Below are 16,162 nucleotides of genomic sequence, written 5' to 3' on the forward strand. Positions count from 1 at the left end.
ATACTATTGGCGTGGTGGTAGATAGGAGAAAAACAATGACACAAATAAAAAAATATACAAAAAAAGACGGTACAACCGCCTATATGTTTAATGCTTATGTAGGGCGCCATCCAAAAACTGGTAAAAACGTTTATCGTAAGCGACAAGGATTTAAAACAAAAAAACAAGCACAAATTGCGCTTGCTGAAATTCTGAAAGATATAGAAGAGAATGGACTGGATAACAAGCCTTCTGTTTTGACGTTTAAACAACTTTACGAGAAATGGTTAGCACAGCAACGCTTGACGATTAAACCCTCATCAGTCGCTGTGAATAAGCGTTTTGCAGAAAAGCACATAATGCCTTATCTCGGTAATTGTAAACTTGATAAGATAACAGTTATACAATGCCAGGACTTGGTTAATAAATGGTTTAATCAAGGACACAAGCAATACTCATTCTATAGAAAACTCACTGCTCAAATTATGCGATATGGTGAATCCATGGAGCTAATGAACAGCAATCCTATGCGAAAAACAATCCTTCCTAAGCGAAAAGAGGAAGAAACAAAATTGGAATATTATACTAAAGACGAATTGAATCATTTTTTTGATTGTCTAAAACAATATGGCAATTTTAAACAACTAGCCTTTTTTAGACTACTAGCCTTTACTGGTTGCCGTAAAAGTGAAATTTTAGCTTTGCAATGGAAAGACCTAGATACTACAAATAAGACCGTGTATATAGGCAAGACCGTAGCGAAAGATGAATTTAATAATATACTCATTCAAACGCCTAAAACAGCTTCTAGTACACGTTCTATCAGCTTAGACAATGAAACACTTCAAATAATGGCTAAATGGCGCACAATCCAAAGGAGCGACTATTTCCAAATGGGTTTTAATACATCTAGCGAAGAACAATACATTTTCACGAGTAAGCATAACGAATTACTTGCTCCAAACGTAGTTAATATATGGCTAAACTGTTTAATAAAAAAATATGATTTGCCTAAAATCACACCACATCATTTTAGACATACACACGCAAGCTTACTCCTTCAATCAGGCGTACCTATTAAAGAAGTTGCCGAACGCTTAGGACATACTAGCACTTCAATTACTGATCGTATCTACTCGCATGTTATGCCAGAAGAAAAAGAAAAAACTGCGGATAAATTCGCTCAATTTGTCGGATTTTAACAACGCACAGACAAAAGCACAGACCTTTACTAATTCAGAGGAAACAAAAAAAGTTAGAATCCTTATAAATAAAGGTTTCTAACCGGAATTAGCAACACTATTAATGAAACAACGTGTTTAATCATATAATAAACCAACAAATAAGTAAATATCAAATTCTAAATTCTGTAAAAAACGAACAATCACGATTAAAAAAAGTATTCCTTTCTAGGAATACTTTTTAAATTAAATCGTTTGTGTGGTCGGGCGAACAACCATTTCACTGATTGACATACGATCTGGCGTGTCTATGGCAAAGACCACTGCTTGCGCAATGTCTTCCGCCTTTAAGCCCCAACTTAACTGTTCTAGATGTAACGTTTCAGCTACTACTCGATTAGAAATTGTTTGATAAAGTTCTGTTTGTACAGCACCTGGTGAAATAATCGTTGATTTAATGTTATTCTCTCTTTGTTCTTGTCGCAATCCTTCCATAATTGCTCGAACAGCAAACTTTGTTCCACAGTAGACAGCCGAATCTGGATAAACGACATGTCCTGCCACAGAATCAGTAGCAATAATCTGCCCTGATTTTTGTTCAACCATAATTGGAAGAACTGCCGCAATGCCATTTAAAACACCCATAATATTAATATCTAGCATTTGACGCCATTCTCCTTTTGGTGCTTCAATAAGAGGCGCCGTTGGCATAACTCCTGCATTGTTAAAAAGAACATCAATTCGTCCATATTTTTCCATTGTAAGCTTGATTACACGCTGAACTTCTTCTTCTTTCGTTACATCTGCTTGTTGCACGAGAATCGTTGCTTCAGGAAGTTCTTTTTTTATAGCAATTAAACGTTCTTGTCGACGTGCTGCAATGACTAACTTCGCTCCTTTTCTGGCAAGTAAACGGGCTGTTGCCTCACCGATTCCACTGGAAGCGCCCATGATAACAATAACTTTTTCTGATAATGATTTCATTATATTTCCTCCTTATCTTCCTGAATCCAACGAATAATTTTAGCTGGTGTTCCTGCAACAATAGCGTTAGCTGGCACATCTTTAGTTACAGTCGCATTAGCTGCTACGATAGCATTTTCACCAATCGTAATACCTGGTAAAACAGTGACACCCGCGCCTAACCACGCAAATTTTTTAATGGTAATTGGTGCTAGCAATACGCCTCGCCGTTTCATTGGCAGTTCCGGATGATTGACACTTAAGAGATTAACGCGCGGACCAATTAAAACATTGTCTTCAATTATAATGCCCCCTAAATCAACAAACATAGCTGCCCGATTAATAAAAATATTTTTACCAAAATGTATATTGCGTCCAAAATCTGTATAAAAAGGCAATAAAATCGTAACGGTTTCGTCAATTTTGTCTTGGATAATCGTGGCAAGAAGATTCCTTACTTCATTATGTGTATAGGCTTGTTGATTTAATTCTATTAAATAGCGACTATTTTCCTCTTGAATCTGATGAATAAGTTGAAATAGTGGTTCATCTTTATCAATGCTACCTGTTGCAATTAGTTCTTGGAGATTTTTTGTAAGCATTCCTAATCGCCTCCTTTTGCTAAATTTATCGTAATACGTGACAACTCCTCTGTCTAATACTTATAATAAATAGATAAGTATGCGTTTTAGTTATAGGAGGGAAAGTAATGGAATTACGAGTGATTCACTATTTCTTAGCAGTGGTCCAAGAAAAAACGATTAGTGGCGCAGCCAAACAATTGCATGTATCACAACCAACATTATCTAAGCAATTAAAAGAATTAGAGGAAGAATTAGGCGTGACATTATTTATACGAGGAAATCGACAAATACAATTAACACCTGAAGGAGAATATTTAGCTAAACAAGGGCAAGATATTTTAAGCTTAGCGAATAAAACAGTCACCAACTTGTCGCAAAATGAATTCATTAATGGCGAAATCACGATTGGTGGCGGCGAAACAAAAGCTATGTCTTTTTTAGCGAATGCACTACAACAAATAACAAGCCAGCACTCAGCTGATATTCACCTTCATTTATACAGTGGGAATGCAGATGATGTAATAGAACGGCTAGACAAAGGATTATTAGATTTTGGTTTAATTATTGAGCCTGCACCTAAACAAAAATATAGCTATTTAACATTACCAATTGTAGATACATGGGGCTTAATTACTGTAAAGGACCATCCCTTAGCCACTAAAAATGTTATTACTGCAGCCGATTTAAAAGAAGAACCTTTATTTATTTCTCGACAAGCACAAGTTCCGAGCCAACTCTCTGATTGGCTCGAAGCAAGTCTAGATCAGTTCCGAATCGTTGGGACCTACAACTTACTTTACAACGCTTCACTGATGGTAGAAGCTGGGCTAGGTAGCGCCCTAAGCATTGATGGTATTCTAGAAACAAAGCAAACAAATTTACGTTTTATCCCGCTATATCCTGCTTTAACAGCCAAAATTAGTTTAATTTGGCGCAAAAATACGGTTCTTTCCACAGCTGCTGCATTATTTTTAGAACAAATAAAAAAAAGTATTCAACGCCCTGAATAATAGGTCGTTGAATACTTTTTTAAATCATCACTGTGATCGTAGCTGCTGCCAAAATCAAAACTAAGCCGATAATCGTTACGGTCATTTCCTTGGCTGTTTTCTTTTGACCTAAGAACCAAATACCTGTCAACGTTGCAAGCACAACTGATGTTTGGGATAGAATAAAGCCAGTTGCCAAGCCGTTCATATCTGGCTGCGCTGAAATTAAATAAGTTAACGCTGCAAAGGCGAAGAAAAAGCCTGAAAAAATTTGTTTGTAAGAAACAGCTTCTATAAATGGGGATGTTTCCCCACCCTTAATAGTGACAACTGCTGAATAAATAACTGCCACAATTACCATGCCTATTGCTTGTGGTAAAAAGGCATGCATGCCATCAATTGCCGTCGCTTGGGGTGCTGCAGAGTACGCCCAATAGCCGATTTCACCAACGGCTAATAGAAGAACTGCTTTTTTCATAATCCCAGCACTCTCAGCGGACTCCGTTTCCGACCAGACCGTCATTTTGGCACCAATCATGATTAACACTAAGGCAAATGCGCCTAACAATTTGGCTGTCGCACCTGGCCAGTTTCCTAAGAAAAAGACACCCCAGAGAGAAGCACCTAAAAGTTGGAACGCGGTCGTTACTGGCATGGCACGTGATGAACCAATCATCGTGAAGCATTTAAACGTAATGATTTGCGCACAGGCCCAACCGACACCAGATAAAATTGAAAAGAATAAATCCATGCCCGCTGGAAAAGCCAAACCATTAATCATTGAAAAAATAGCGGCAAAAATTAATGTTCCTAAACTGGTACCAAGAATTTGATTCACTGGACGACCACCAATTTTGGAAGCGATTGTTGGGAAAAGCCCCCAACCTAAAAGCGGTCCTAAACCGATTAATAATGCAGTCGCATTCATCTTTATTTCCCCTCTCTCGTTTAAAAGACAACGTTACTTTCTAATAAAATATTTGCGTAAGGAGTCATTTCCCCTGTCCGAATAAAGGCATGGCAGTTGTTTAATTCTTGTTTCATTTCTGTATGAGGAATAAAACTGATGGGAGTTTCTGGTAAACGAGTTTTAATTGCTGCCAACATGTCAGGATTTTCTGTTTTAATTTCTTCTGCTAAATAAATTCGTTGAACTGCCAATTCCTCAAGAACATTGTTTAAAACTTCCATAAAACTAGGGACACCATTAGTAACTGCTAAATCAATTTTTTCTGTAGTCCGAGGCACTGGCATGCCTGCATCACCAATACTTAATTTATCAAAATGACCCATTTGTGCGATGACGCGGGAAATATCTGAATTAATAACTTTTGTTTTTTTCATGTCGCTCGCTCCTTTTTATTTGTCTGCCAATTCGTGTTGATAAGGAATCGAAGGTTGGGCTCCAAAACGTTGAACAGTCAACGAGGACGCCTTGTTTCCATAACGAATAGCTTCTTCCAAATTGCTAAAGTCTTTCTCTAATATACTACTTAATGCACCAATAAAAGTATCGCCAGCAGCCGTTGTATCAACCGCTTTCACTTTAAAAGCAGGCACAATACCACTTCGTCCATTGACGTCATAAAAGGCGCCTTTACTACCTACTGTAATAATTACTACTTCAATCCCTAATTGATGAAGTGCTTCTGCGGCTTTACGCATACTCGCTTCATCTGTGATTTTAATGCCTGTTAAAATTTCAGTTTCTGTTTCATTTGGTACAATCATATCTGTCACGTTTAGTAATTCTTCAGGAACTTGTTCTAACGCAGGTGCGGGATTTAAAATCGTTTTGACGCCTGCTTTTTTAGCAATTTTAAACGCTGCAATCGTACTATCAATCGCACTTTCAAATTGGGCAATCACAAAATCACTTTTTTCAATAATTTCTTGATGTTCCTGTACTTGTTTTGGCGTAAAGGCGTTATTGGCTCCAGCGTAAATCATAATGCTATTTTCACCAGCGTTATCTACCATAATAAAGGCTTGGCCAGTAGCTGTTTTCTCTAAAGTGGTGACTCCAGTTAAATTAATTTCATCTTGACTCATTAAATCAGTCATCATAGCTCCAGCGCCATCATTTCCCACAGCACCAATAAAATATGTTTCTGCGCCTGAACGTTTCGCTGCGACTGCTTGGTTTGCTCCTTTACCACCACCCGCTGTAAAATGTTCAATGGCGTGAATTGTTTCGCCTGGTTTTGGCATTTCTTTGACTCTTAATGTTGTGTCTAAATTGATACTTCCGATAATTGTAACCGCGTTCATTTTCATCCACCTCAATAAAATTTATTTTTTCATTCTAATTAAAACGTTTTAGTAAAACGTTTTAATTCCACAACAAAAATATAGCACACCTTGAAAGCTATTTCAAGGGTGCTGTCGAAAATCGTTCAATCAGTTGAACCGGCAAGGTTTGCTCCTCCCAATCTTTTGCAGGCTGATGGATTCTTTCCAATAATAAAGTCGCCGTAGTTTGCCCCAATTGAAAAACAGGTTGAGCAATTGTTGTTAGCGGCGGCGAAACATACTCGCACATATCAACATTGTCATAACCAATAATACTATAATCCTCAGGAATTTTTTTGCCCGCTTCTGCTAATCCTCGATATAAACCAAAAGCAATTTCATCATTGATAGCAAAAATTCCGGTGCTCTCTGTTTTTAAAATTTCAGGGACAGCTTGGTAGCCGCCGGTTTTTGATAATTCTGTTTCGATCAACTGGACCTTTTCCGTATAAACAGAACAAAAACCTTTTAACCGTTGCTGAATATTGACTGGCGCATGTGGTGGCATTACCACGACGACCTGTTCATGTCGTTGCTCTTGTAAATGCTTTGCTGCTAGTTGCCCACCTCTATAATCGTCTGTCAAAACAGCGTCGCTAAAGCCTTCTGCTTTTTTTTGGTCAAGTACAATAAACGGAATCTTTTTCGCACGTAGCGTTTCATTAATCGTTTGATTGGAAATTTCAGAACTTGCAATCACAAAACCATCGACACTGCGACGAATCAACTCTGTTAAATATTCATGTTCTCTTGTAACATCTTGGTCCGCATTGCATAACATCAGTATAAAATTTTCTTTGTATAAAACACTTTCAATTCCTCGAATCAATTGCGCAAAAAATGGATTAGTAATATCAGGTACGATTACGCCAATCGTCTTACTTTTTTTCATCACCATACGTTGCGCAAAATAGTCGGGCTGATAGTTTAATCGCTCTTTTGCAGCCAATACTTTTTCGACCGTTTTCCCACTAAACCGTGCCCCATTCCCGTTTAAAATTTGTGAAACGGTAGTAATGGAGACCCCTGAATCATTGGCAACATCTTTAATTGTAACCTTTTTATTTGTCATCCTACTTCTCTCCTTGCCGTGAACGCGCCCATTCACCGGACCTCTTAATCTCATTTAATTTACTACAATCATTTACTTTACGCAACCACAAATAAATACGTACATTCATTTAAACCGTCCTTTCATCCCTTCAACAAATTTCGTTGTTCTACTTTTAAAATGTTATACTGTAGAAAAAATGATTTACTTTTTGCTGAATGGAGGGCCTTAATTGAAAAAGAAATCGATTGGTTTGTTGTTAGCTAGCGCATATTTGTTCCACACACGTTCTCGTCAAAAATCCTTAAAAGCCTGTCTTTTTGAAGATTCTTTACGTCTTTCCCAAATTGCTCGCCTTGAACGAAATCCGAAAGTCACCAAGGCTTTTTATCATTGGCAACGATCATTAAATGAACAAGTAACTTTGCCAAAACATTTACGTCATCTTTTTCCTCTTCAAGAAATGACTCAATTTCCTACGATGTATCGCATGTCAAACTCCGTTATTGCGCCTACCAAGAAAGCTGTACTGTACCTGCATGGTGGGGGCTTTACATTGAATCTTGCCTATAGCCAATTAGACTTTAGTTATAAACTAATTGAAGATCTCCCTTTTGCAACAGATTATTTTATCCCTGTGTATCCATTAGCACCAAATAAGTCTTTTGCTGATATTTATAATCATTGCTATGCTGCTTATCAAGAAATTTTACAGCATTATGATCCCGAAGATGTTATTTTATTAGGTGATTCTGCTGGTGGTACATTGGTTTTAAACGTATTGCAGAATTTAGCCATCGATTTCCCTGAACGCTTACCCAAAGCTGCTGTTTTAATTTCTCCTTGGTTAGATGGACATTTAGACATTCCCGTTGCCAAAAGTTATCAAAAAAAGGACAAAATGATTGGCATGAACTATTTACAATTAATTGCCCAAGAGATTGACGACACGGCCAATCACGCCACGCTTTCTTTAAATTGCTTGTCCTTTGATTATCAAAAATTTCCGCCACTTTTTTTCGTGGGCGGCACACATGAAGTTTTTTGCCCTTCCTATCACCAATTTTTAAAACAATTAGGGCCACGACCACAAGATACTTGCCGATTGGTGCCTGGCATGCAACACGTTTTCGCAATGAAACAATACTTGCCAGAAGGACGACAAGCGCGGAAACAAATTGCACAGTTTATCCAAGAACAATGGTAAAAGGCAAATGGGACAGAAGTCAAAACGACTTCTGTCCCACTTGCCTTTTTAGAACAAAACACTTAGTTTTCTTCGGCGACTTTTTTCTCCCGCATAGTCAAAACAGCGCTAGCCAAAAGGACAACCACTACAAAACCAATGATTCCTCCTACTAAAAGACTCGGACCTGCCTCACCTAATTTGCCTAAAAATAGGCCTGGGATTAAATAATCTGTATCCGCAAACGTTGAGGATGCTAACTGTAGATCACCCAAGACTGGTAAAATGAATAACGGTAACCAACTAATTAATAAGCCATTAAACGCAGCCCCTAAAATCGCTCCCCGACGTCCCCCTGTGGAATTTCCAAAAACACCTGCCGCGGCACCACAGAAAAAGTGCCCGACAACGCCTGGTATAATCACAGTGGTATTCAGACCAACCATCGCTAACATTGAAATAGTTCCCACAATAAAGCTCACAAAGAACCCAATCAAGACAGCATTTGGCGCATAAGGAAAGATAATGGGAACATCAAGTGCTGGTTTAGAATTAGGCACTAATTTTTTAGCAATTCCTTGGAAAGCTGGCACAATTTCTCCTAAAACCATCCGCACACCCTGTAAAACCACAACGAAACCAGCCGTAAAGGTTCCTGCTTGAATTAATGAAAAGATAATCGCATTTTCGCCATTGCTTAACTCATGCTCGACATAACCTGTCCCAGCCAGCAAAGCCAAAATCACATAGACAATCGACATCAAAATCATAATTGAGATGGTTGAGTCTCTTAAAAAACCAAAACTTTTAGGAATTTTAATATCTTCCGTTGACTTTTCTTTATTCCCAAAGACTTTTCCAATAAAGCCACTTGCCGCATAACCAATATTCCCTGTATGCCCCATTGCTACTTTATCATTTCCAGTAATTTGTTTCATAAAGGGCTGACAAAGAGCAGGTGTCACTGTTAATAAAGTTCCTTCAAATAAACCACCTAAAAGAATCATTGGCAAACTAACGCTAAAACCGGCCCCCACTAAAATAACGGCTGTCAAACACGAAACGTACATCATCGCTTGACCTGTCAAAAAGATATATTTAAAACGTGTAAAACGCGCCAACAGAATATTAACAACCATGCCTACCAACATAATCAGAGCAGTTGGTGTCCCATATTGTTGCAAGGCAATCGCTACAACTGCTTCATTACTAGGTACCACGCCTTGTGTATTTAATGCGGTTTGGAACATCTCCGCAAAGGGCGTTAATGAGTTCGCTAACAGCCCTGCGCCACCAATTAAAACTAAGAAGCCGACGAATGTTTTCAACGTTCCTTGAACAACATCAGAAAATTTCTTTTTCTGTAAAACTAATCCCAACAAAGCAATTAATGAAACCAGAATCGCTGGCTGGCTAACAATTGAAACAAATAAATTCAATAAAGTTTCCATGTTTTTCCTCCTTCTTATTGATGTGCAATGCCATTGTCATCTAAAACTTTCAAGACTTTCTCCTTCGTTTCATCGTAATCAATAATCGCATTTAAAGGAATGATTTTTTCAGCAGGAATTGACCCTAAAGCATCTTGCAATGTTTTTTCGACAAAGAAGTAATCAGCCATATCGCCACTGGCACTCCCGACATCTGTGTGATCAATTTGAAAATTATCTGTATCAACACCGACTTCCTCTAAAATTTGTTGGATATTCATTTGCACCATAAAACTTGTTCCTAAACCACTTTGACAAACTGTAAAAATCTTCATCTTATTTCTCTCCTTCTTGGATAATTGATAGTATTTCTGGGACGGTTTCAGCCGCCACTAAGCGACGTAATGATTCTTTTTTTGATAGAATTTTTGTCAGACTAGATAAGGCCCGTAAATGTGTTTCGTTATCTGAAGCAGCTAAACAAATAAAAAGGTGAATTTCATGCTTAGGATCTTCTAATAAATCGACACTTTTTTGGATTTTTAGTAATGACATGCCTAACTGATTAACGCCATCTTCTGATCGCGCATGAGGCAATGCTACGTCTGGACAGATATGGATAAATGGCCCAAACGATTCGACTTTTTGAATCATTGCATCAATGTACTTTTCCGTAATACTGCCATTTTTTAATAACGGCTTGGCAGCTTCTGTAATTCCCGCTCGCCAGTCTGCAACTTCAGGCAGGACTTGGACTGTTTCTGTTGTTAATAATTCCGATAACATTGGACGCAGATCCTCCTCTTTTTCTAAAATTTTGTTCATTTTACGATGCAAGACACGATATAACTGCGCTTCTGTGACTCCTTTTTTTAAGGAAATGTAAGGTTTTAAGGCATCTAAAATATCTTTAACATCTGGCATGGAAATACCTGGCAATAGCCAATCTGATTGAACTTGGTGCATCAATTGATTTTTCTCCAAAGAGCTCATAATGGGCTTGGTAAGATAAACCTTTTTGGCTGTTTCAATAGGGACCGTTGAAAAAATGATGTCATAGCTTTTTTCAGACACATTCTCTATTTCCCTCACCGCATTCGTTTCTTTAAATTCAATCATTGGAAATAGCCGACGCAATTCCGATTGCAAAATCAACGAAGAACTGATACCACTGGGACAAACAATTAGCGCTTTTAGCTTTTCTTGCCGCTGTTCATTTTTTTGGCCGAAAATTTCTCCACCAAATAATATGGTAAAAAAACCAATTTCCTCTGACGGGATTGACCGTTTCGTTAATTTTTCTAAAGGAGCTAACGCTTGTTCACAAAGATGATAAAGCGACCGATATGATTGTCGAATATCCTTGATTAAAACATTCGGCAAGTAAAAGCCATAGTTAATCCGAAAATAGGCAGGAACCAGATGATAATACACATTCATGAGCAATTCACGAGGCTGCTCAAATTGAACGACGGCCAATAATTCCATTTTCCGAATAATTTCACCAGAAATATCTAATAAAAACTCTAACTTCGTATCTCGCAATTCTCCTTGCAAAGCTGTCATTAAACAAATCGTGAAAAAAAGACTCTCAGTTTCTACATTCGCCACTGGCCCAACTAAATCACTTAAAATACGACGACTGACGGGATAAGCGCGTAAGGACTGAATTAACTGGTTCTCAGGCCAGACGACTGTTTTATATTTGCCTAATCTTTTTTGAGAGAAAGCAAGAAAGTAACTAATTTCATCCAATCTGCTGGGTACCAGTTGAAGCTGCGCTTCCTGGACGGCTAATTGAATGCCGTCACGCATTTTTGCGTATTGGCTCATTTGATGCTGACTGAGCCAGCAAAATAAAGCGAAGGTGCCCGACTTTTGTTGTAAGAGGCGGGCAAGCCAATTTTTCCCGAAACGACGAATCCGAAATTCATCTCCTTCTAGGTAAAATCCTCGTTTTCGTTCGTAGGATAAAGCAATGTTTTCAGTTGCTAGTTGGTGTCGTACTTTTTTGATGTCCGCTAAAATAGTACCTTTCGAAACGTCTAAAAAATTTTGGTAATGATACACCGATAGTTCTTCGATTTCTGAATAAGTGAGCAAAAAAATAAGTGCTTGTCTTTCTGTTTCGCTATAGATCACTTGACGTTGTTGAAAAAGTTGTTTTCCCCATTCATTTGCGGAAAGGTTTGGAATGCTGACGGTATTCTGTTGAACTTCTCCGCCTATTGTCGAAAGTTGCGTCACTAATTCTCGTTGTGAAAGATCGGTTATTTGTTGAGCCAAAGAGAGCGTAATTTTTTGCCCTGCATACTCGTCAAGGAGATAACTTATTTTATAATTCACAGCTGTGTCCTCCTCCTGTAATTATCATATAATGATAGCGCTTTAATTTCTATCTAAGTTGGGTACAAATGTTTATTGTACTTTTTTGATAAATTGTACCGTTCTTTATTTTAAAGTTAACAAAAACCCGTTGCAAGTTTCTTAAAAACTTACAACGGGTTGTCATTATGTTAATTGTGTTTGTAATGCGATATTCAGTAAGATGGCTATCGCTACCCAGCCGCCACACATCACCAGAAGCAGCCAACTAAACATTGATTGTTTTACTAAAGACTGCTTAGGCTTTGCTTGATGAACAAAATTCATGCTACTTACTAAGAATAGTAAAAATAAAGCAAAACAAAGGACGGCCAAGCCGACACAAATCCAAATCCACATCGTAATCCCCATCAATACGCCTCCTTTTCAAATTGATTTTATTTATAGAAACGGCAATCTATTTTTCCTTTTTCCTTTTTTTATTCAAATAATACAAAGTTATTATTACTATGAGCAGACAGACAATACCAAGACTGTAAAGCCACCTGCTATTTCGTTCACCTGTCCTTGGTAAGGACATCTGGGCATCAGCGGGATTTGTTTCGGCAGTGTTTTTCTTAGTCACCTCTTCTTGGTGTTGCGCCGCTTTTTTATCTTTGTTAGTAATTGGCTGTTCTGTTGACTTAGTGATATCTTCTGTTTCTAGTGGTGCCTTCCCACCATAAAACGTCACACCGATATTCGTTTGTCCCGCTTCTTCTGCAAAGCTCTCAGAAGAAGCGGTCAGACTCACGATGGCGATGGTTAAAAGCATTCCTAATGTCAGCAGAAGTGACCCTTTACTTCTTGCTGTCATCATCGCGCACTCCTTGTCTATTTTTCAAGGCTGCCTGTTTTTCTTGTTGTAAATAGGCTTGCTGTTTCAGTGTCGCTTTCTGTTGCGTAAAACGCCAAATAGCCAGAATTACACTCACAATTGTTGCAGCTAACAATCCATAGAAAGCTTGATTCCACCAAGTCGGTAGGACCAATTTCACTACTGCTTCTTTGTTTAATTTTTTAGCTTCTTGACTACTGATGGTAAATTCTTGCTTAAACGGCCACACTTGTTGTTCATCTTCTTTCAAGACCGCTTCTCCTTCAAAAATATAGGTTCCTGGACGTACATCTTCTTTTCCAAAATCTAAGTGGAAGTTCATCGTTGAATTCGGTGCAAAACGAACACTTGGTAAAATCCGTTTAGCATACTCTTTCGTTTCACCTTTTTTCGTTACTTTTCCTTCTAAACGTACTTCAGGAAAAATAGCGGATGTCGGATTCTGAATAATCGCTTGGACCGACTTATTTCCTAAAGCAATGGTCGGAACTAATTTAACTAATTGAAGAGTCTCTGCTAGATACATTGGCGTATCTTCTGACGTTCGCAAAGCAATCGCTACGTTAAACCCATATCGACTGGTTAATCCCGTTGAATTTCCTTTTTCTTCCTTTTCATCTTCTGCAAGCGAAGCGTAAACACCACCTAAGACTAATCCTTGAAAACCATTTGCTGGAATTTCGACAGTCATTTTGGCTGTTACGGTTTTCTTAGCGGGAACTTTTACATGTTCCTCAGGTAATTTAATTAATGTTGTCAATGGTACTTTCAAACTTTCATCTGGTTTTTTATCAAAATCATTGTACACAATTAAACCATTGTCATTCGTCACAGCATTCGCCAAATTTAAATCAATCGTCAATTCTTCATCTGTTTTATTAATTAATGATAGTTCGACTTCTTGTTTCTGTCCTGGTTTCACGATGAGATCGTAGTAGGATTGCGTATTTTTCGCTTGATTCTCGGGAATATTAGGTTTAACTGTAAATTTTGTATTCATGTTGTCATCTGCTTCTTCTGCCTGTGCAACAAAAGGGATGCTTAATGCCATCACACAAATAAAAACTGTGACGATTAGCCAGCGCATTGTCTTCATTATTTGTTCCTCCTATGTATCGAAAAGGAGCCGTGCACCAGTGCGCAGCTCCTTTTCTAGTAATGCAGTATTCTCGTTAGTAATTGTTTATGGCGCAGCCACTAATGTCCAAGTTACGTTACCTGTGTACGCACCAGTTATAATTTGTGAACTAGGTGTTGTAATGTTTAATTTTACATTTGATAATTCAGAATCCCATGTACCTTGACCTTTACCAACTGCTGCTGAAGCAATTGGTACAGCTGCTCCACCTACTGGAATAGTTGTTCCAGCAAATTCAGGACTTCCTGGGTCTGTTGCAAAGGCAGCCACATCACGCGAATATGTTTTTGCTGTTTCATCGTATTTCGCTACTGCTCCTGTTTGTGCAAAGGTAATTGAGCCTTCTAAAGCAGCAGTGCCATTTTTCATTTCAGTAATGCCTGCAGTAACTGTCCAGCCGGCTTGTGTTCCACGAACATCCCCAACTCCATAGCGTTTTGTTTGTGTGCCTGTTGCATCTAATGAAATCGCTGATAAGTCAGAGTTAACTTCTGTGGCAGCAAATTTGAATTCAGTTGGAACATATAACAAATCAAAATTTGTATTCGAGCCTGGTTCTGGTTCTTGCGTATCTCCATCACCATCACCAGGGCCTTCAGGTAATGAACCGCTTGTCATTTCTACGTTTGCTGGTGTTGTACCAGTCGTTGTTGCATGCGCTGCTGCAGGAGCGATGCTTGCCCCTAAAATAGCTGTTCCTGCAAATAAAGTTACCAATGTTTTTTTCTTCATTTTACTCTCTCCTTTAGTATCTTGGTTAATTAATGAATAAAAAAGTGAAAAACTTTTCTATCTCAGTAGAACGTAAACTAAGTATAGCGAAAAAAAGACTGCTTGTGATTTCAAATTTTAAACACCTCATGCAAAAAAAATGAATTTACTATAACAGCAAGGTTTCAACGACTTTTCGCGTCTTTGAAAACGTAATTTTCAAAAGAGATATTGTTTTTCTCCATTTATAAAGTGGTAATTTTATAAAAAAACAGCGAGAAAACGTCAAAACATTAGTAATGAACACTAACATTTTGACGTTTTCTCGCATTTATTAAATCAAAATTTCCTCAATATTTTAAAAAAAAATAGTGAAAACTAAAATTATATCGTTTTCATAGACAAAACGTACATTTTTTCTTACGAAAATTGATAATCACTCGCTGACTATTCTCTAATCAACGCTTGCGTTGTACAACGGAAAGAACCACCTAACATTCTAGAAACATGGTAATCAATTGCCTCAACTTTGATACCTTTTGCTTCTATTTGAGGAATTAAGGTTGTAAACGATTGGTCCGTTATATACGTTTCTTCGTTAAGCGGTAGACCATTCGTCACTAAATACGCTGCTTCTTGCAAAGTAACGTGAATTTTTTCCCAGTTTGCTAATTGCGCAGGAAGTCCATCCAAAAAGGCCTCTTCACAAACAATCATCAAGCCTTCTCTCAACAAGCTTAACGCACAATCTAAGTGGAGAATATGCGGATGTAACCGAACCGGCACCACTTCATAGCCAAAATGACCAATCATATTGGCTAACCACTGAATTCCTGCTAGGTTACTTGCCAAGCCAGAGTAGCCCACAAAAATTGTTTTTCCTAGAACTAAAACATCGCCGCCTTCAATAAAGGGACCTGCTTCACTTAAAATGCCTTCAGAAGTGTCAGGTTGTGGCGCAGCAAAATAATAGCCTTCTGCTTCTTGTGTCCACTGCTGAATAATCGGACGAATTGGTAAAATTTCTTGTCGACGGTGTTGAAATCTTAAGTTTCCTTCTATTAAGAGATTGCCAATTGTAAAAAAAGGGTCTCGTGAAAAGAAGTTACTATATCCTACGCCCAATTCCTTGCCATGTTCTTTTTCATAGGTTGTCAATAAACGTGGACGAAATACTTCTACGCCATAAGATTCTAATACTCCTTGCATGACTTCTTTTTCTTTTTCCCAACGCACTTGTTGTTCTGGTGCAAAGTCTGCTAAATCGCGCCCTTCATTATTTTGTGTTAAACGGGCATTTTCCTCTGTTAAAAAAGTCGTATCCGCTTCATCAAATTTATCTGGTAAACAAAATTGCGATTGTGCTAAAACAACTGAACGCAATGGTGCAAATTCACTTTCAACATGCATTTTTTTCATTATTTGACCTCACTTTTATCTGGTTACCTTCATTATA

At 38.1% G+C, this 16,162-nt stretch carries 17 protein-coding genes; 3 read left to right on the top strand and 14 right to left on the bottom strand.

Translation table 11 applies throughout. The features are described from left to right. Positions 1–35: 35 nt before the first annotated feature. A complete protein-coding gene (locus tag IGJ90_RS12275; RefSeq protein ID WP_438760804.1) occupies positions 36–1,181 on the top strand; it encodes a tyrosine-type recombinase/integrase in 1,146 nt (381 codons plus the stop codon). Positions 1,182–1,406: 225 nt separating this feature from the next. Here the strand turns inward: IGJ90_RS12275 and IGJ90_RS12280 are convergent, their stop codons facing one another. Beyond that, positions 1,407–2,144, bottom strand: a complete 738-nt coding sequence (locus IGJ90_RS12280) for an SDR family oxidoreductase (RefSeq protein ID WP_002359155.1) — start codon at positions 2,142–2,144, stop codon at positions 1,407–1,409. Next, positions 2,144–2,725 carry a DapH/DapD/GlmU-related protein gene (locus IGJ90_RS12285; RefSeq protein ID WP_002355105.1) on the bottom strand — a complete coding sequence of 194 codons (582 nt, stop codon included), beginning with the start codon at positions 2,723–2,725 and terminating at the stop codon, positions 2,144–2,146. Before IGJ90_RS12285 ends, IGJ90_RS12280 begins: the two co-directional genes overlap by 1 nt. Before the next feature lie 107 nt (positions 2,726–2,832). On the opposite strand from IGJ90_RS12285, the gene IGJ90_RS12290 reads away from it, so the two are divergent. Beyond that, complete coding sequence (locus IGJ90_RS12290; protein ID WP_002365269.1) at positions 2,833–3,717, top strand: LysR family transcriptional regulator; 885 nt, start codon at positions 2,833–2,835, stop codon at positions 3,715–3,717. Positions 3,718–3,736: 19 nt separating this feature from the next. On the opposite strand, the gene rbsU is transcribed toward IGJ90_RS12290, so the two are convergent. The 4 genes from rbsU to rbsR form a co-directional block, all read right to left on the bottom strand. After that, positions 3,737–4,624 (bottom strand): ribose/proton symporter RbsU, encoded by an 888-nt coding sequence (gene rbsU, locus IGJ90_RS12295; RefSeq protein ID WP_002355103.1) that lies wholly within the window; start codon positions 4,622–4,624, stop codon positions 3,737–3,739. A 20-nt stretch (positions 4,625–4,644) separates the two neighbouring features. Next, positions 4,645–5,040 (bottom strand): D-ribose pyranase, encoded by a 396-nt coding sequence (gene rbsD / locus IGJ90_RS12300; RefSeq protein ID WP_002372966.1) that lies wholly within the window; start codon positions 5,038–5,040, stop codon positions 4,645–4,647. A 15-nt stretch (positions 5,041–5,055) separates the two neighbouring features. After that, on the bottom strand, positions 5,056–5,973 hold the full coding sequence (gene rbsK, locus IGJ90_RS12305) for a ribokinase (protein ID WP_025186911.1): 918 nt from the start codon (positions 5,971–5,973) through the stop codon (positions 5,056–5,058). Positions 5,974–6,064: 91 nt separating this feature from the next. Then, complete coding sequence (rbsR, locus tag IGJ90_RS12310; protein ID WP_002359151.1) at positions 6,065–7,060, bottom strand: ribose utilization transcriptional repressor RbsR; 996 nt, start codon at positions 7,058–7,060, stop codon at positions 6,065–6,067. A gap of 211 nt (positions 7,061–7,271) precedes the next feature. Between rbsR and IGJ90_RS12315 the strand changes: the two genes are divergently transcribed. Beyond that, positions 7,272–8,246, top strand: a complete 975-nt coding sequence (locus IGJ90_RS12315) for an alpha/beta hydrolase (protein WP_438768202.1) — start codon at positions 7,272–7,274, stop codon at positions 8,244–8,246. Positions 8,247–8,308: 62 nt separating this feature from the next. Here the strand turns inward: IGJ90_RS12315 and IGJ90_RS12320 are convergent, their stop codons facing one another. The 8 genes from IGJ90_RS12320 to IGJ90_RS12355 form a co-directional block, all read right to left on the bottom strand. Then, a complete protein-coding gene (locus IGJ90_RS12320) occupies positions 8,309–9,676 on the bottom strand; it encodes a PTS ascorbate transporter subunit IIC (protein ID WP_002381155.1) in 1,368 nt (455 codons plus the stop codon). Positions 9,677–9,690: 14 nt separating this feature from the next. Further along, on the bottom strand, positions 9,691–9,990 hold the full coding sequence (locus IGJ90_RS12325) for a PTS sugar transporter subunit IIB (protein WP_002367331.1): 300 nt from the start codon (positions 9,988–9,990) through the stop codon (positions 9,691–9,693). 1 nt (position 9,991) lies between these two features. Next, a complete protein-coding gene (locus tag IGJ90_RS12330) occupies positions 9,992–12,001 on the bottom strand; it encodes a BglG family transcription antiterminator (RefSeq protein WP_252654254.1) in 2,010 nt (669 codons plus the stop codon). Positions 12,002–12,166: 165 nt separating this feature from the next. Then, a complete protein-coding gene (locus IGJ90_RS12335) occupies positions 12,167–12,391 on the bottom strand; it encodes a hypothetical protein (protein WP_002367334.1) in 225 nt (74 codons plus the stop codon). Between the two features lie 46 nt (positions 12,392–12,437). After that, on the bottom strand, positions 12,438–12,839 hold the full coding sequence (locus IGJ90_RS12340) for an LPXTG cell wall anchor domain-containing protein (RefSeq protein WP_002367336.1): 402 nt from the start codon (positions 12,837–12,839) through the stop codon (positions 12,438–12,440). After that, positions 12,820–13,953: a DUF916 and DUF3324 domain-containing protein gene (locus IGJ90_RS12345; RefSeq protein ID WP_025186691.1), complete on the bottom strand. Its 1,134-nt coding sequence runs from the start codon at positions 13,951–13,953 to the stop codon at positions 12,820–12,822. Before IGJ90_RS12345 ends, IGJ90_RS12340 begins: the two co-directional genes overlap by 20 nt. 87 nt (positions 13,954–14,040) lie before the next feature. Then, positions 14,041–14,727, bottom strand: a complete 687-nt coding sequence (locus tag IGJ90_RS12350; RefSeq protein ID WP_002367339.1) for a WxL domain-containing protein — start codon at positions 14,725–14,727, stop codon at positions 14,041–14,043. Positions 14,728–15,153: 426 nt separating this feature from the next. Next, positions 15,154–16,125, bottom strand: coding sequence for a dimethylarginine dimethylaminohydrolase family protein (locus IGJ90_RS12355; RefSeq protein ID WP_174121280.1), 972 nt, complete (start codon positions 16,123–16,125; stop codon positions 15,154–15,156). Positions 16,126–16,162 lie beyond the last annotated feature (37 nt).

The organism is Enterococcus sp. AZ129 (assembly GCF_051714505.1).
GTDB lineage: Bacteria > Bacillota > Bacilli > Lactobacillales > Enterococcaceae > Enterococcus > Enterococcus faecalis.

Coding starts and splice junctions, on each gene's coding strand:
- rbsR (WP_002359151.1), bottom strand. CDS start 7,060: ATGACAAATAAAAAGGTTACAATTAAAGATGTTGCCAATGATTCAGGG.
- IGJ90_RS12325 (WP_002367331.1), bottom strand. CDS start 9,990: ATGAAGATTTTTACAGTTTGTCAAAGTGGTTTAGGAACAAGTTTTATG.
- IGJ90_RS12320 (WP_002381155.1), bottom strand. CDS start 9,676: ATGGAAACTTTATTGAATTTATTTGTTTCAATTGTTAGCCAGCCAGCG.
- IGJ90_RS12275 (WP_438760804.1), top strand. CDS start 36: ATGACACAAATAAAAAAATATACAAAAAAAGACGGTACAACCGCCTAT.
- IGJ90_RS12340 (WP_002367336.1), bottom strand. CDS start 12,839: ATGATGACAGCAAGAAGTAAAGGGTCACTTCTGCTGACATTAGGAATG.
- rbsK (WP_025186911.1), bottom strand. CDS start 5,973: ATGAAAATGAACGCGGTTACAATTATCGGAAGTATCAATTTAGACACA.
- IGJ90_RS12350 (WP_002367339.1), bottom strand. CDS start 14,727: ATGAAGAAAAAAACATTGGTAACTTTATTTGCAGGAACAGCTATTTTA.
- IGJ90_RS12355 (WP_174121280.1), bottom strand. CDS start 16,125: ATGAAAAAAATGCATGTTGAAAGTGAATTTGCACCATTGCGTTCAGTT.
- rbsU (WP_002355103.1), bottom strand. CDS start 4,624: ATGAATGCGACTGCATTATTAATCGGTTTAGGACCGCTTTTAGGTTGG.
- IGJ90_RS12285 (WP_002355105.1), bottom strand. CDS start 2,725: ATGCTTACAAAAAATCTCCAAGAACTAATTGCAACAGGTAGCATTGAT.
- rbsD (WP_002372966.1), bottom strand. CDS start 5,040: ATGAAAAAAACAAAAGTTATTAATTCAGATATTTCCCGCGTCATCGCA.
- IGJ90_RS12290 (WP_002365269.1), top strand. CDS start 2,833: ATGGAATTACGAGTGATTCACTATTTCTTAGCAGTGGTCCAAGAAAAA.
- IGJ90_RS12335 (WP_002367334.1), bottom strand. CDS start 12,391: ATGGGGATTACGATGTGGATTTGGATTTGTGTCGGCTTGGCCGTCCTT.
- IGJ90_RS12345 (WP_025186691.1), bottom strand. CDS start 13,953: ATGAAGACAATGCGCTGGCTAATCGTCACAGTTTTTATTTGTGTGATG.
- IGJ90_RS12280 (WP_002359155.1), bottom strand. CDS start 2,144: ATGAAATCATTATCAGAAAAAGTTATTGTTATCATGGGCGCTTCCAGT.